The following is a 14807-nucleotide window of genomic DNA, read 5'->3' on the forward strand; positions in this document are numbered from 1 at the left end:
ACCGTCCCACCCCCAGCCTTGTGCCTCACATGTATCTGTCCATATGGTGAAACGCCTTGCGACGTACATGTGTTCGGAACGCCGGAGGGAGTGAGGGACATGGAGATCAAGAAGGTCGTGGTCCATGAGGACCAGAGCACCAGCCGTCGGCCGGCGATCCTGGAGAAGCGGCCGACCCGCTGACCGAAGGGGTGGTATGCGCGTTCACCTGGTGACGATGCCCTGGCATCCGATCGACCTCCCCTCGCTGCAGGTGGGCCTGCTGCACCGGCTCGTGCGGCAGGCCCGCCCGGCCGACGGGGTGACCGAGTTCCACGGCTCCCTGCGCTGGGCCGAGTTCCTCCTGGAGCACTCCGGAGGGCGGCTGCGGCCGGGCGACTATGTGGCGGTCGGCAGCGACTCGATCTTCCACGGCCTCGGTGACTGGGTCTTCTCGGGCGTGCTGTACGACGACCCCGACTGGGGCGTCGCCCGGCTGCGCAGCTATGCGGCCGACCGGGACGTCTTCATCGACACCGCCCTCGACATGCGGCCGTACGCGGCCGGGTTCATCGACGAGTGCGCCGCCGAGGTGCTCGCGGCGGAGCCCGACGTCGTCGGGTTCACCACCACGTTCATGCAGAACGTGTCCTCCCTGGCGCTGGCCCGGGAGCTCAAGCGCCGCCGCCCGGAGCTGACCGTCGTCTTCGGCGGCAGCAACTGCGACGGCCCCATGGGCCACGCCCTGCACCGCAACCACCGGTTCGTGGATCATGTGGTGCGCGGCGAGGGAGAGTACGCCTTACCGGCCCTTCTGCGGCATCTGGACGCGGGCACCCCGCCCGCGGACGTCCCGGGCCTGTGCTGGTGGGACGGAGACATATCCCGGGCCAACACCGAGACCCGGCGCACGGTGGCGCCCGCCGACATACCCTCGCCCGACTACGACCAGTGGCAGGCCGCCCTGGAGGCCTCGCTGGTGCTGGGGTACGTCCACCCCAAGCTGGTCGTCGAGGGGGCCCGGGGCTGCTGGTGGGGGGAGAAGCACCACTGCACCTTCTGCGGGCTCAACGGCTCGTCCATGGCCTTCCGCGCCAAGCCGGGGGAGCGGCTGTGGGACGAGATAGACCGCCTCGTACGACGGCACCGCATCCTCGACATCGTCACGGTCGACAACATCGTCGACATGGCGTACTTCCGGGACTTCCTGCCGCGCGTCGTCGACAGCGGCTGGGACCTGCGGCTGCACTACGAGGTCAAGTCCAACCTCACCCCCGACCAGCTCCGGCTCCTCGGCCGCTCGGGCACGGTGCACATCCAGCCCGGCATCGAGAGCCTGGGCAGCCGGGTGCTCGACCTCATGGACAAGGGCGTCAGCGGCGCCCGCAACGTCCGCACCCTCCGGGAGTGCGAGAACCACTCGCTCACCTGCTCCTGGAACCTCCTGTACGGCTTCCCCGGCGAGACCGCCGAGGACTACGCCCACGTCGTCGACCAGCTCCCGGCGCTCGTCCATCTGCAGCCGCCCAGCGGCGCCCACCGCATCCAGCTGGAGCGGTTCAGCCCGCACTTCACCGATCCGGGCCTGGGATTCGGCAAGCGGCGTCCGGCCGCGATGTACCAGCACGTCTACGACCTGCCCGAGGACGAACTGGCCGACCTCGTCTACCTGTTCGACACGGAGGACGCCGGCATCGGGGGTGAGACGGAGAACCGGCTCAAGGCGGCCGTGGCGCAGTGGCGCGCCGGACATCACAGCTCGCGGTTGCTGTTCGAAGAAGCCGATGCAGGCGAGGCGGACGAGGCAGCCACGGCAGCCACGGCATAGGGGGCGGACGCGGCCGCCCTGCTGGTGCACGACCGGCGGCAGGGCCGGCCGCGGACCACCCACCGCTTCACCGGCTGGGCGGCGGCCGCACTGCGCAGCCTGGAGGACGGGCGCACCGAGTCCGCGCTGCACCGGCTGCTGGCGGAGGGCGGCCACGCCGTCAGCCGCGAAGCCCTGCATGAATGGCTCCAACACGCCTTCTCCCTCGGCCTGTTGTTCCGCGACGGCCGGACGTATGTCGCCCTGCCCACCTGGGACGAGACGGTCCGTATGCCCGACGGGGCGGGGGTCGCCGGATGACCGGGCTGCCCACCGTCGTCCCGCACCGCGTCACCGGCCGCCGGGTCGAGGTGTCCGAGCCGCTCGGCCTGGGTGAGGGTGGGCACCGCACCGCCGTGGCGGTCCAGTTCCTGCGCGAGTGCCAGAGTCTCGGACTCCAGGTGAGCTGGACGGCGGCCGACGGGGAGACGCCGTACGACATCGGGCTCCTGCGCCATCTGCCTCCTCCCGCTCAAGTACGCGATGAGTCAGGTGAGTTGAAGGAGTGGCGGGCGGGGTATGGGTACGGGATGCTCTACCACCGTCGTGGCCCGGACTTCGTCGCCGTCATGGACCGCAGGGAGCCCGGCACCGCCGTACGGCTCACCCTCGACCACCCCGATCTGCTCTCCGCCTTCCACACCCTGCAAAACCCCGCGCCCCTCCACGAACTGGACCCCGGCCCGCGCGAGGCCGCGGGACTGCTGGCCGCCGAGCGGCTGGCCCTGGTCACCGACGAATGGGCGGTGGCCCTGCCGCCGCGCATCAGCCGCTGGCCCGTGCCCTGCACGGGGATCTGAGGGTTGGCCGCGGTACCCGCCGAGGCCCGCCCGCTCCCGCCGCGCCGGCAGCGGGCCTTCGTGCTGCTGTGCGGCGAGCAGATCGCGGGCTCCGTCGGACGCCAGGTCACCGCCCTCGCGGTGGCACTGCTCGCGGTGACCGATCTGGACACCGGGCCGTTCGGGGCGGCCGCGGTGCTCGCGCTGACCTATCTGCCGGGGGCCCTGCTCAGTCCGTTCGCCGGAGTGCTGGTCGACCGGGTGCGGCTGCGCCGGCTGCTCGTCGTGGTGACCGCCACGCAGGCCCTGGTCGTGGGCTCGGTCCCGCTCGCGGACGCCCTGGGCGGAGTCGGCCGTCCTCAGCTGTACGGGGTCGCCGTCGTCTCCGGCGCGCTGACCTTCACCCTCTCCGTCGCCCTGCAGGCGGCGCTGCCCCGGGTCGTCGGACCGGACCGGCTGCTGGCCGCCAACTCCGCTCTCACCGGGGCCCGTACGGCCGGACTGATCGGCGGTCCGGCACTCGGCGGTGTGCTGGTCGGGATCCTCGGACCCGCCCCGGCCCTGCTGGCGGGCAGCGCGGCCTACGCCGTCGAGGCGCTGCTCCTGCTGGCCCTGCCCGCGGCACTGAACGACCCGGCCGAACCGAGGGACGCACGGTCGCCGACCGCCCTGCTCCGCTCGGGACTCGAGGTGGTCCGCGGCGAACCGCGGCTGCGCCTGATGGTCCTCGCGGGCGCCGGGCTCAACCTCGGCAGTGGTGCGGCGGGCGCGCTCCTCGTGTACTACGCGACCCACGATCTCGCCCTGTCCGCTTGGCAGTTGGGCCTCTCGTACGCCGTGCACGGCGCGGCCACGCTGGCCGGGGTGTGTGTCGCCGGCCGCTTCGCCCGGACGACGGGGCTGTGGTCGGCCACCAGGATCTGCGCGCTGCTGGCGGGCGGCGCGGTCTTTCTGGTCCCGGCGGCCGCGCTCGGCCCCGCATTCCCGCTGCTCCTCGTCTACCAGGCCTGTTACGGGCTCGCCGTCACCGTATGGGCGATCTCCATGACGACTTTGCAGCAGCTGGCCACACCGGACGGCATGCAGGGCCGGGTCGCCGGGTTCGTGCAGGCCGCGCTTCTCGGGACGGTGCCGGTCGGAGCGCTCGCGGGCGGCGCGCTGGCCGCCGGGATCGGCAACGTGCCCGTGCTCCTCGGCTCGGCGGTGGTGGCGCTGCTGGCGGCGGCGAGCCTGTGGGCGCCGGGCGTCAGCCGACCAGCCGCAGTCGCTGCTCGCACACCCGAACCCGGACCGTCTGCCCCCAGGTGAGCTCCAGCGCGTCGCTCTCGATCCCGTCGCCGAAGGCGATCAGCCGGTCGGACTCGACGGTGACCGACAGGGCCTGAGCGGCCGCGAGTTCGCCCGCCACCAGGGACGTTCCGGTGGCCGGTGACGGCCAGGCCTCCCGTACGAACCACAGCAGCCGGTCCTCGCCGGGGGAGGGGAGTGCGAGCCGGCTGGCCCGCTCCTGCCAGACCGACCGGAGCCACCCCGTGGCCCCGGTCCCGGTCCCCACCAGCACCCCGGAGGAGGCCTGGGCCTCGACGACACCCCCGTCGCCGTCGAGGCCCAGGCGGTACCGGGCGGTCTGATGTCCCGCTGCCCCCAGATAGATCTCGTTGAGCGCGACCAGGCGCTGTGTGTCGTCCGCGACGGCCTCGACCATGGTGAGCTCGTCGACGCCGGTACCCCGGGCCAGGGCGGCCGGCAGCAGCGCCGCCGCGTCCGCGGGCCGGTGCCGTACGAGCACACCGGGGTTGCGGCCGGGATCGGAGTCGATGCCCAGCACCGGCTGGCCCGCGAGGTACTTGGCGGCGTTCGCCACCAGCCCGTCCTGGCCCACGACCACGACCACGTCCTCGGGCGCGAACAGGAAACGGTCCAGGTCGGCCCGCTCCACGCGGCTCTGCCGCCAGGTCAGGGGGACCGTGGAGGCGACCTCGGCCAGCGCGCGGCGCGTGCGGTGGTGGCGTGCGGCGACCTCGTCGATGTCGCGGCCCCGGGAGGCGAGGAAGAAGGCGGCCTGGCCGTGCGTGCCGTGCCGGGCCACCAACTCCTCGTACTCCGTGGTGCGGTGGACCAGCACGGCACGCGGGGCGAGACTCACTCCTGCGCCCCGGTGCCGCCGAGCTTCGCCAGCAGTCCGGTGAGGACGTCCGGCGACACGGTCACGCTGTCGATCCGGGGCAGGTTCTCCGCCAGCCGGGTGGCGGTCAGGGCATGCAGGGTCGCGACACCGTCGACTCCGGCGTCCGCGTGCACCCGCAGCCACGCGGCCTGTGCCTGCGCCCGCGCCTCACCCACCTCGCGCGCGCCCTCGGCCTCGGCGCGGGCGAGCCGTGTCGAACGGGCCGCCTCCGCCTCCGCCAGCCGGGCCGTCCGCGCCGCCTCGGCCTCGGCGAGCAGCCCGGTGCGCCGCGCCTCGGCGTCGGCCAGTCGCACCGAGCGGTCCGCCTCCGCCTCCGCGAGCTTGACCGAGCGGGCCGCTTCGGCCTCGGCGAGCCTGACCGTCCGCGCCGCCTCCGCCTGGGCACGCACCGCGTCGGCCGCCGCGTGCTCCTCGGCCTCGCGGCGCGCGTTCGTGCCGCGCTGCTCGACCAACTGCTCCTCGCGGCGGGCGAGTTCGATCTGGCTGGCCAGCTCGTTCTCGGCGATCGTCCGCTCCCGCTCGACGGCCACGGCCCGCCGTTCGTAGGTGGCCCGGTCGGCCTCCTGCTGGATCTGCTCACGGGCCGGGGTGCGCAGCGCCCGCTCCACCTCGGGCTCCGGCCGCAGCGCCATCACGCGGACGGCCACGACCTCGAGGCCGATGGCCGGCAGCCGGGGCTCCGTGCCCAGCCCCTGCGCGATCCGCTCGCGCACCGCGCTCACTCCGTCGGCCAGCGCCGACGACAGCGGCGTCCGGGCGAGGACGGCCAGCGCGTGCTGCTGGGCCGTCTCGGTGAGCAGCGTGCCCAGCTGTTCGAGGGGCGCGCCCCGCCACCCGCCCGTGTCGGGGTCGATCGAGAAGTCCAGGCGGGCGGCGGCCACGGCCGGATCACCGATCCGGTAGGTGACCGTTGCCTGCACGGCCACGTCCTGGAAGTCGGACGTGCGGGCGTGGAAGGTCATCGCCAGCTCACGGTCGTCGACCGGCACCTCCGAGAGCGCGGCGGTCAGCGAGCGGTACCAGAAGCTGAGCCCCGGGCCGTCGTGCGCGAGCTTTCCCGACCGGTGGTGTCTGATGTGCGCCGTCGGGGCGCCGCGCAGATGGCGCCAGCCGAGGCGCCGGGTGATGTCGGCCATGGGACCCCCTCCTGTTTTCGTCATGTAGACGATAAACGGAGGGGTCGCTTGTCGTCAATGGGACGAAAACAAGAAGATACGGAAACGGTCGAGCAGAGGGTGAAGGCGGTCTTCGATGGTCAGGATGGAGGCATGGGATTCCACGTCGACTCCGAGGCCGGGCGGCTGCGCCGCGTCATCCTGCACCGGCCGGATCTTGAGCTCAAAAGGCTCACCCCCAGCAACAAGGACGCCCTCCTCTTCGACGACGTGTTGTGGGTGCGCCGGGCGCGCGCCGAGCACGACGGGTTCGCCGACGTGCTGCGCGACCGCGGTGTCACCGTCCACCTCTTCGGTGACCTGCTCGCCGAGACCCTGGCGATCCCGGAGGCCAGGAAGCTCGTCCTGGACCGGGTCTTCGACGAGAAGGAGTATGGCCCCCTCGCCACCGACCACCTCCGGGCGGCCTTCGAGACCCTGCCCGCGCGCGAACTGACCGAGGCCCTGGTCGGCGGCATGACCAAGCGGGAGTTCCTGGACGCGCACGAGGAGCCGACCTCCGTCCGCTTCCATGTGATGGACCTGGACGACTTCCTTCTCGGCCCGCTCCCCAATCACCTCTTCACCCGGGACACCTCCGCCTGGATCTACGACGGGGTCGCCATCAACGCCATGCGCCTGCCCGCCCGGCAGCGCGAGACCGTGCACTTCGAGGCGATCTACCGGCACCATCCGCAGTTCCGGGACGAAACGTTCCGCGTCTGGTCGGCGGGCCAGGCCGACTATCCGTCCACCATCGAGGGCGGGGACGTTCTGGTGATCGGCAACGGCGCCGTTCTGATCGGCATGAGCGAGCGCACCACCCCGCAGGCCGTGGAGATGCTCGCGCACAAGCTGTTCGCGGCGGGGTCGGCGCGAACGATCGTCGCGCTCGACATGCCCAAGCGGCGCGCCTTCATGCATCTGGACACCGTGATGACGATGGTCGACGGCGACACCTTCACCCAGTACGCGGGGCTGGGCATGCTCCGCTCGTACACCATCGAACCGGGTGCCGTGGAGAAGGAGCTCAAGGTCACCGACCACCCGCCGGAGCACATGCACCGGGCGATCGCCGCCTCCCTCGGGCTGAGCGAGATCCGTGTCCTGACCGCCACCCAGGACGTGCACGCGGCCGAGCGCGAGCAGTGGGACGACGGCTGCAACGTCCTCGCCGTCGAGCCCGGCGTCGTCGTCGCCTACGAGCGCAACTCCACCACCAACACGCATCTGCGCAAGCAGGGCATCGAGGTCATCGAGATCCCGGGCAGCGAGCTGGGCCGGGGCAGAGGCGGGCCGCGCTGTATGAGCTGCCCGGTGGAACGGGATGCCGTATAGAAATGTGTTCGGTCGTATAGACTTCCAGCCGTCCCGTGTTCTCGTACCCCTGGAGCGCCCCCCATGGCGACAGTCCCGACCGCCCTCGCCGGCCGCCACTTCCTCAAGGAGCTGGACTTCACCCAGGAGGAGTTCCGCGGTCTGGTCGAGCTGGCCGCGGAGCTGAAGGCCGCCAAGAAGGCGGGGGCCGAGACGCAGTACCTGCGGGGCAGGAACATCGCGCTGGTCTTCGAGAAGACCTCGACGCGCACCCGGTGCGCGTTCGAGGTCGCCGCCGCCGACCAGGGCGCCTCGACGACGTATCTCGACCCCTCCGGCTCGCAGCTGGGCCACAAGGAGTCGGTCAAGGACACCGCCCGGGTTCTCGGGCGGATGTTCGATGCCATCGAGTACCGCGGGCACGGACAGGGCGTCCTCGAGGAACTGGCCGCCTTCGCCGGGGTCCCCGTCTACAACGGCCTCACCGACGAGTGGCACCCCACCCAGATGCTGGCCGACGTGCTCACCATGACCGAGCACAGCGACAAGCCGCTCACCGACATCGCCTTCGCCTATCTGGGCGACGCCCGCTACAACATGGGCAACTCCTACCTCGTCACCGGCGCCCTGCTCGGCATGGACGTCCGCATCGTCGCGCCCCGGCTGCTGTGGCCGGACGACACCATCGTCGAGGTGGCCCAGCAGCTCGCCGGTGCCTCCGGCGCCCGGATCACCCTCACCGACGACGTGAAGGAGGGCGTGCGCGGCGCCGACTTCATCGCCACCGACGTATGGGTGTCGATGGGCGAGCCCAAGGAGGTCTGGGACGAGCGCATAGCGCTGCTCGGTCCGTACGCCGTGACCATGGACGTGCTCCGCGCCACCGGCAACGAGCAGGTGAAGTTCCTGCACTGCCTGCCGGCCTTCCACGACCTCGGCACCGCCGTCGGCCGTGAGATCCACGAGCGGCACGGACTGACCGAGCTCGAGGTCACCGACGAGGTCTTCGAGTCCGAGCACTCCGTGGTCTTCGACGAGGCGGAGAACCGGATGCACACCATCAAGGCCGTCCTCGTGGCCACCCTCGGGCGGCCTGCCGCACCCGACATTGTCTGACCGGCCTCACCAGGCCTTATCCTGTCCGGCGGCCCGGCGCCACCCCTGCCACGGCCGCCGCAGCGATCGACAACGGATCGCGCCCGCACCACCAGAAACGAGCACCACCCCTATGCCCGCTCAGCCCACCAAGCTGCGTACCAAGTCCCCTGCCCTGCTGGTCGCCGAATCCGGCGCCGACCGCGAAGGCCACGGCCTCAAGCGCACGATGGGCCTCTTCCAGCTGATCTGCTTCGGCGTCGGCGCGATCGTCGGCACCGGTATCTTCGTCGGTCTCTCCGACTCGGTCGCCCAGGCCGGACCGGCGGTCGTCGTCTCCTTCATCCTCGCCGCGATCACCTGCGTCTTCACCGCCTTCTCCTTCGCCGAGCTGGGCGGCGCGATCCCGGTCTCCGGATCGTCGTACTCCTTCGCCTACGCGGGCCTCGGCGAGTCCACCGCCTTCCTGGTCGGCTGGTGCCTGCTGCTCGAGTACGGCATCTCCATCTCGGCCGTCGCCGTCGGCTGGAGCGAGTACGTCAACGAACTGCTGCACAGCCTCACCGGCCGGCAGCTCCCGGCCGCGCTCTCGGCCGGCCCGGCCGACGGCGGGATCGTCAACGTCCCCGCCGTGATCGTCATCGCCATGGCCTCCGTGCTGCTGGTGCGCGGTGTGCGCGAGAGCGCCCGGGCCACCGCCGCCATGGCCGCGGTCAAGCTCGCCATCCTCATCGCCTTCTGTGCCATCGGCTACAGCGCCTTCAAGCACGGCAACCTCACCCCGTTCTCCCCGGCCGGGCTCGGCGGCATCGGCGCCGGCACCACGGCCGCGTTCTTCTCGTACATCGGCTTCGACGCGATCACCACCGCCGGTGAGGAGGCGAAGAACCCGCGCCGCGACATCCCGGTCGCGATCCTCGTCTGCATGGGTCTGGTCACGCTGCTGTACTGCGCGGTGGCCGTCGCCGCCATCGGCGCCATCGGCGGCGACCAGGTCGCGAACCGGCCCGCCGCCCTCTCCTACGTCGTCAACCAGGTCACCGGCTCGGCGATCGGCGGCGGGGTCATCGCCTTCGGCGCGGTGGTCGCCATCGCCTCCGTCGTGCTCGCCGTGATGTACGGCCAGACCCGCATCCTGATGTCGATGTCCCGGGACGGACTCATCCCGCGCGTCTTCGAGAAGGTGTCGCCCCGGACCTCGACGCCCGTCGCCGGCACCCTGATCGTCGCGGTCGTCTTCGCGCTCCCGGCGGCCTTCGCCCCGCTCGACGCCGTGATGAACCTGTGCACCATCGGCACGCTCGCCATCATGGCCGTCGTCAACATCACGGTGATCGCCCTGCGCCGCCGCGAACCGGGCCTCGTCCGCTCCTTCCGGGTGCCGCTCTACCCGGTCGCCCCGCTGCTCGGCGTCGGCTTCTGCCTGTACCTGATGTACGAGACCGGCTGGACGACCTGGATCCAGTTCGCGGTGTTCCTCGCGGTCGGATTCCTGGTGTACGCCCTCTACGGGCGCCGGAACTCCACGCTCACCAAGGCACGGGACGCCGAGGTCACGCAGGACGCCGCTGACGCGGTACCACAGGCAGTCTGAACCAGACCGCCTTGCCCGACTCGGTCGGGCGGTGGCCGCAGGACGAGCTGAGGGCGCGGAGCAGCAGCAGTCCGCGCCCGTGCTCCTGCCAGGGGTCGGGCTGCTCGACGACGGGCCGGGTCAGATGGCCGGGCGGCGCCGGGTCCGGGTCGTGCACCTCGACCTGGCAGCCGGTCGGCCGCAGCTCCACCACCAGCTCTATCGGGCCGTTGCCCGAGGTGTGCTCCACCGCGTTGGCGACCAGCTCAGCGGTGAGCAGCTCAGCGGTGTCGCTGTCGGCCGCATGCTCCAGTTCCGCCAGTGCCGTACGGACCAGCGCACGCGCCACGGGCACCGCGGCGGCGGTGTGCGGCAGCGCGATGCGCCACGAGGCTGAGGCGGAGGGGCGTTCGTACAAGGCGGTTCCGTTCATGGAGCAGGCTGTCCTGCTTTCAACCCAAGAGATGGTACGGCGCCCGACTTCAGCGTCTCTCGAGGGGCACCGTAGGGGACCTTCGGCCCCGGTACCGGGCGGCTTACCCGCTCCCATGGCCCGGCTAGCGCGTCCCCTCCCACTGTTACCGCCCTGTCGACGACCCGTGACCGGCGTGACCGCACTCGGCCATATGCGCCACTCGTGTCGCGCACTCGTGACGACAGTCATAAATGGGTGATAGCTTCGTAGGGTAGAGCTACGTGAGGCACCGCCGCCCTAGGAGGCCGCACGTCATGAGTCCCTTCACCGGCTCCGCCGCCCGCACCTCCGACTGGGAGCACCTGCGGGTCGAGATCGCCGACGGCGTCGCCACCGTCACCCTCGCCCGCCCCGAGAAACTCAACGCCCTCACCTTCGGCGCCTACGCCGACCTGCGCGACTTGCTCGCCGAGCTGTCCCGCGAGCGGTCGGTGCGCGCCCTGGTGCTGACCGGCGAGGGCCGTGGCTTCTGTTCCGGCGGCGACGTCGACGAGATCATCGGCGCGACGCTGTCCATGGATACCGCGCAGCTGCTCGACTTCAACCGGATGACCGGGCAGGTCGTGCGGGCCGTACGGGAGTGCCCGTTCCCGGTGATCGCGGCGGTGCACGGGGTGGCGGCCGGAGCGGGAGCGGTACTGGCTCTCGCGGCCGACTTCCGCATCGCCGACCCCTCGGCCCGCTTCGCCTTCCTCTTCACCCGCGTGGGCCTGTCCGGCGGCGACATGGGCGCGGCCTATCTGCTGCCCCGTGTGGTCGGCCTCGGCCACGCGACCCGCCTCCTGATGCTCGGCGAGCCGGTGCGCGCGGCGGAGGCCGAGCGGATCGGCCTGATCAGCGAACTGACCGAGGAGGGCCACACCGACGAGGCGGCCCGCGCCCTGGCCCACCGCCTGTCCAACGGCCCGGCCCTCGCCTTCGCCCAGACCAAGGCCCTGCTCACAGCGGAGCTGGACATGCCGCTGGCAGCCGCGGTGGAACTGGACGCCTCCACCCAGGCCCTCCTCATGAACGGCGAGGACTACGCCGAGTTCCACGCGGCGTTCACGGAGAAGCGCCCTCCGAAATGGCAGGGGCGGTGAGTATGCCGACCAAAGGGGTGCGGGGCAGTGCCGATATGCGGCTCCGCCGCGGGGCGCGACCAGCCACATCGAACCCGCAGCCGCCGCACACGACCGGCCACTCCCAACGCATCGCGATCATCGGGGGCGGCCCCGGCGGCCTGTACTCAGCCGCCCTGCTCAAACGCCTGGACCCCGCCCGCGAAATCACGGTCTGGGAACGCAACGCCCCCGACGACACCTTCGGCTTCGGAGTGGTCCTCTCCGACGAAACCCTGGGCGGCATCGAACACGCCGACCCCACGGTCTACGAGGCCCTGCAGAAACACTTCGTCCGCTGGGACGACATCGACATCGTCCACCGCAACACCCGCCAGACCTCCGGAGGCCACGGCTTTGCGGCCCTCGGCAGAAAACGCCTCCTGGAAATCCTGCACGAGCGCTGCCGCAACCTCGGCGTGGAGCTGCGCTTCCGCAGCGAGGCACCGTACCCGGCCTGGCTCTCCGAGGCATACGACCTCGTCATCGCCGCCGACGGGGTGAACAGCACCACCCGCGAGGCCTACACCCATGTGTTCCAGCCCCATGTGGCCACCCACCACTGCCGCTATATCTGGCTCGCCGCCGACTTCGCCTTCGACGCCTTCCGCTTCGAGATCGCCGAGACCGAGCACGGTGTGATGCAACTGCACGGCTACCCCTATGCGGCCGATGCCTCGACCGTGATCGTCGAGATGCGCGAGGAGGTGTGGCGGGCCGCCGGGTTCGACGAACTGGGCGAGCAGGAGTCGGTCGAGCGCTGCGCGAAGATCTTCTCGGACGCGCTGGGCGGGCGGCCCCTGCGCTCGAACAAGTCCGCATGGATCAACTTCCGCACCGTCGTCAACGAACGCTGGTCCTACGGCAACGTCGTCCTCCTCGGCGACGCCGCCCACACCGCCCACTTCTCCATCGGCTCCGGCACCAAGCTGGCCGTCGAGGACGCCCTCGCGCTTGCCGCGTGTCTGGAGGAACAGCCCACCCTGGCCGAGGCGTTGACGGCCTACGAGACCGAGCGCAAACCGGTCGTCGCCTCCACCCAGCGCGCCGCCCGCGCCAGCCTGGAGTGGTTCGAGAACATCGCCCTGTACCTCCGCCAGCCGCCCCGTCAGTTCGCCTTCAACCTGCTCACCCGCAGCCGCCGCGTCACCCACGACAACCTCAGGCTGCGCGACACCGGCTTCACCGAGTCCGTGGAGCGCGAGTTCGGCTGCCCGCCGGGCACGCCCCCGATGTTCACCCCCTTCCGGCTGCGCGGCCTGAACCTGCGCAACCGCGTCGTCGTCTCGCCCATGGACATGTACTCGTCGGTCCAGGGCGTCCCCGGCGACTTCCACCTCGTCCACCTCGGCGCCCGCGCCCTCGGCGGCGCCGGTCTGGTGATGACCGAGATGGTGTGCGTCAGCGAGGAGGGCCGGATCACCCCCGGCTGTGCCGGCCTCTACACCGGCAGGCAAGCCGAGGCCTGGCGGCGGATCACCGAGTTCGTGCACTCCCGGTCGCCGGGCACCGCGATCGGCGTTCAGCTCGGCCACAGCGGACGCAAGGGCTCGACGAAGCTGATGTGGGAGGGCATGGACGAGCCCCTGCCCGACGGCAACTGGCCGCTCGTGGCCGCGTCCCCGCTCCCCTACAAGCCGGAGAGCCAGACCCCGCGCCAGCTCTCCCGCGCCCAGCTCACCGACATCCGGGAGCAGTTCACGGCAGCCGCCTGGCGTGCCGCCCGCGCCGGCTTCGACCTGCTCGAACTCCACTGCGCCCACGGCTATCTGCTCTCCGGCTTCCTCTCCCCGCTGACCAACCGGCGCACCGACGCCTATGGCGGCTCGCTGGAGAAGCGGCTGCGCTTCCCGCTGGAGGTCTTCGACGCCGTACGCGGGGTGTGGCCGGAGGAGCGGCCCATGACCGTGCGCATCTCCGCCACCGACTGGACCGAGGGCGGCACCACGGCCGAGGACGCCGTCGAGATCGCCCGCGCCTTCGCCGCGCACGGCGCCGACGCGATCGACGTGTCGACCGGTCAGGTGGTGGCCGAGGAGGAGCCGGAGTACGGACGGTCGTACCAGACGCCGTTCGCCGACCGGATCCGCCACGAGCTCGGCATCCCGGTCGTCGCGGTCGGCGCGATCTCCTCCTGGGACGACGTCAACTCACTGATCCTGGCGGGGCGTACGGACCTGTGCGCGCTGGCCCGGCCCCACCTCTACGACCCGCACTGGACGCTGCACGCCGCCGCCGAGCAGGGGTACGAGGGACCCGGTGTCGTCTGGCCCGACCAGTACCGCGCGGGCAGCCGGCCCCCGCAGACCGGACGCACGGACGCCCCCAAGCCCCGGCTCACTCTGGAGAGCTGACCTCTGCCATGCCCGGGGTAGGCGTCGCGCCGTCCGCCGGGTCGATCGCTCGGCAGCCCGGTGAGCCGGACAGTGGCTCCCCGAGCCCTTGCCGTGATGGCCGGCTCACAGCCCGGCGAATGTGGCCCCCGCGTCCCGCAGCCGCTCGTGGAGCCCCTGGAACACCTCGGCCGACCGCGCGCCCGGCCAGTTCGCGGGCAGCAGGTGCACGGGGAGGCCGGGGTCGGTGTAGGGGAGGTGCCGCCAGGTGTCCAGGGCCAGGAGGTAGTCGCGGTAGGCCTCCTCGGGCGGGGTGTCCGTGCGCCGCTCCCAGTCGTGCAGCACGCCCTCGTGCGCGTCGAGGAACGCCTCGTGCTCCTTGGCGATCGCGGCCAGGTCCCACCAGCGGGCGGCCGCCTCGACCGTGGGCGCGAAGCCGAGGTGCTCGCCGCGGAAGAAGTCGACGTACGGGTCGAGCCGCAGCCGCTGGAGGGTGTGCCGGGTCTCCTCGTACAGCCGCGCCGGGGCGATCCACACCCCGGGGGCCGCCGTGCCGAAGCCCAGGCCGGCCAGCCGGGAGCGCAGCACGTGCCGCTTCTGCCGTTCCGACTCCGGCACCGAGAACACGGCGAGCACCCAGCCCTCGTCCTCGGGTGGTGTGGTCGCATAGATGCGCCGGTCACCGTCCTCGAGCAACTGCCGTGCCTCGGGCGAGAGTTCGTACCCGGCCGCGCCCTGCTCCGTACGGGCGGGCCGCAGCAGGCCGCGCCGCTTCAGCCGGGACACCGACGAACGTACGGAGGGCGCGTCCACGCCGACCGCGGCCAGCAGCCGGATCAGCTCGGCGACGGGTACCGGACCCGGTGTGAAGCGGCCGTACGCGCCGTAGAGCGTGACGATGAGGGACCGTGGTGCGTGCTGCTCGGACACGTTGATCATCTTAGGTC

At 71.7% G+C, this 14807-nt stretch carries 13 protein-coding genes; 9 read left to right on the forward strand and 4 right to left on the reverse strand.

Annotated features, from left to right (window positions below; all coding sequences use genetic code 11):
- Positions 1 to 196 precede the first annotated feature (196 nt).
- The 4 genes from Q8A52_RS16235 to Q8A52_RS16250 are packed head-to-tail and all read left to right on the forward strand — an operon-like array spanning position 197 to position 3933.
- Entirely contained in the window at positions 197 to 1807 is a 1611-nt protein-coding gene (locus tag Q8A52_RS16235) for a RiPP maturation radical SAM C-methyltransferase (RefSeq protein WP_316752584.1), read from the forward strand.
- A 24-nt stretch (positions 1808 to 1831) separates the two neighbouring features.
- Complete coding sequence (locus Q8A52_RS16240) at positions 1832 to 2107, forward strand: hypothetical protein (RefSeq protein WP_316752586.1); 276 nt, start codon at positions 1832 to 1834, stop codon at positions 2105 to 2107.
- Positions 2104 to 2646 carry a DUF5825 family protein gene (locus Q8A52_RS16245; RefSeq protein WP_316752588.1) on the forward strand — a complete coding sequence of 181 codons (543 nt, stop codon included), beginning with the start codon at positions 2104 to 2106 and terminating at the stop codon, positions 2644 to 2646. The genes Q8A52_RS16240 and Q8A52_RS16245 overlap by 4 nt, the downstream gene beginning before the upstream one ends.
- A 3-nt stretch (positions 2647 to 2649) precedes the next feature.
- Positions 2650 to 3933, forward strand: coding sequence for an MFS transporter (locus Q8A52_RS16250; protein WP_316752590.1), 1284 nt, complete (start codon positions 2650 to 2652; stop codon positions 3931 to 3933).
- On the opposite strand, the gene Q8A52_RS16255 is transcribed toward Q8A52_RS16250, so the two are convergent.
- Positions 3872 to 4771: a hypothetical protein gene (locus Q8A52_RS16255; protein WP_316752592.1), complete on the reverse strand. Its 900-nt coding sequence runs from the start codon at positions 4769 to 4771 to the stop codon at positions 3872 to 3874. The genes Q8A52_RS16250 and Q8A52_RS16255 overlap by 62 nt on opposite strands.
- Positions 4768 to 5949, reverse strand: a complete 1182-nt coding sequence (locus Q8A52_RS16260; protein WP_316752593.1) for an SPFH domain-containing protein — start codon at positions 5947 to 5949, stop codon at positions 4768 to 4770. The genes Q8A52_RS16255 and Q8A52_RS16260 overlap by 4 nt, the downstream gene beginning before the upstream one ends.
- Before the next feature lie 132 nt (positions 5950 to 6081).
- On the opposite strand from Q8A52_RS16260, the gene Q8A52_RS16265 reads away from it, so the two are divergent.
- The 3 genes from Q8A52_RS16265 to Q8A52_RS16275 all read left to right on the forward strand — a co-directional run bounded on the left by Q8A52_RS16265 (position 6082) and on the right by Q8A52_RS16275 (position 9973).
- Positions 6082 to 7305, forward strand: a complete 1224-nt coding sequence (locus Q8A52_RS16265; RefSeq protein ID WP_316752596.1) for an arginine deiminase — start codon at positions 6082 to 6084, stop codon at positions 7303 to 7305.
- A 63-nt stretch (positions 7306 to 7368) separates the two neighbouring features.
- Positions 7369 to 8400 (forward strand): ornithine carbamoyltransferase, encoded by a 1032-nt coding sequence (argF, locus tag Q8A52_RS16270; RefSeq protein ID WP_316752598.1) that lies wholly within the window; start codon positions 7369 to 7371, stop codon positions 8398 to 8400.
- 112 nt (positions 8401 to 8512) lie between these two features.
- Positions 8513 to 9973: an amino acid permease gene (locus Q8A52_RS16275; RefSeq protein WP_316752600.1), complete on the forward strand. Its 1461-nt coding sequence runs from the start codon at positions 8513 to 8515 to the stop codon at positions 9971 to 9973.
- Here the strand turns inward: Q8A52_RS16275 and Q8A52_RS16280 are convergent.
- Positions 9933 to 10385 (reverse strand): ATP-binding protein, encoded by a 453-nt coding sequence (locus tag Q8A52_RS16280; protein ID WP_316752602.1) that lies wholly within the window; start codon positions 10383 to 10385, stop codon positions 9933 to 9935. The genes Q8A52_RS16275 and Q8A52_RS16280 overlap by 41 nt on opposite strands.
- A 296-nt stretch (positions 10386 to 10681) precedes the next feature.
- Between Q8A52_RS16280 and Q8A52_RS16285 the strand changes: the two genes are divergently transcribed.
- Both Q8A52_RS16285 and Q8A52_RS16290 read left to right on the forward strand, forming a co-directional pair.
- On the forward strand, positions 10682 to 11509 hold the full coding sequence (locus tag Q8A52_RS16285) for an enoyl-CoA hydratase family protein (protein ID WP_316752603.1): 828 nt from the start codon (positions 10682 to 10684) through the stop codon (positions 11507 to 11509).
- The gene (locus Q8A52_RS16290) at positions 11494 to 13881 is read left to right on the forward strand and encodes a bifunctional salicylyl-CoA 5-hydroxylase/oxidoreductase (protein WP_408649207.1); all 2388 of its coding nucleotides are present in this window, start codon (positions 11494 to 11496) and stop codon (positions 13879 to 13881) included. The genes Q8A52_RS16285 and Q8A52_RS16290 overlap by 16 nt, the downstream gene beginning before the upstream one ends.
- Before the next feature lie 105 nt (positions 13882 to 13986).
- Here the strand turns inward: Q8A52_RS16290 and Q8A52_RS16295 are convergent, their stop codons facing one another.
- Positions 13987 to 14799 carry a PaaX family transcriptional regulator gene (locus Q8A52_RS16295; protein ID WP_316752606.1) on the reverse strand — a complete coding sequence of 271 codons (813 nt, stop codon included), beginning with the start codon at positions 14797 to 14799 and terminating at the stop codon, positions 13987 to 13989.
- Positions 14800 to 14807: the final 8 nt, after the last annotated feature.

Origin of the sequence: Streptomyces herbicida, assembly GCF_032656585.1 — a bacterium.
Taxonomy (GTDB): Bacteria; Actinomycetota; Actinomycetes; order Streptomycetales; family Streptomycetaceae; genus Streptomyces; species Streptomyces herbicida.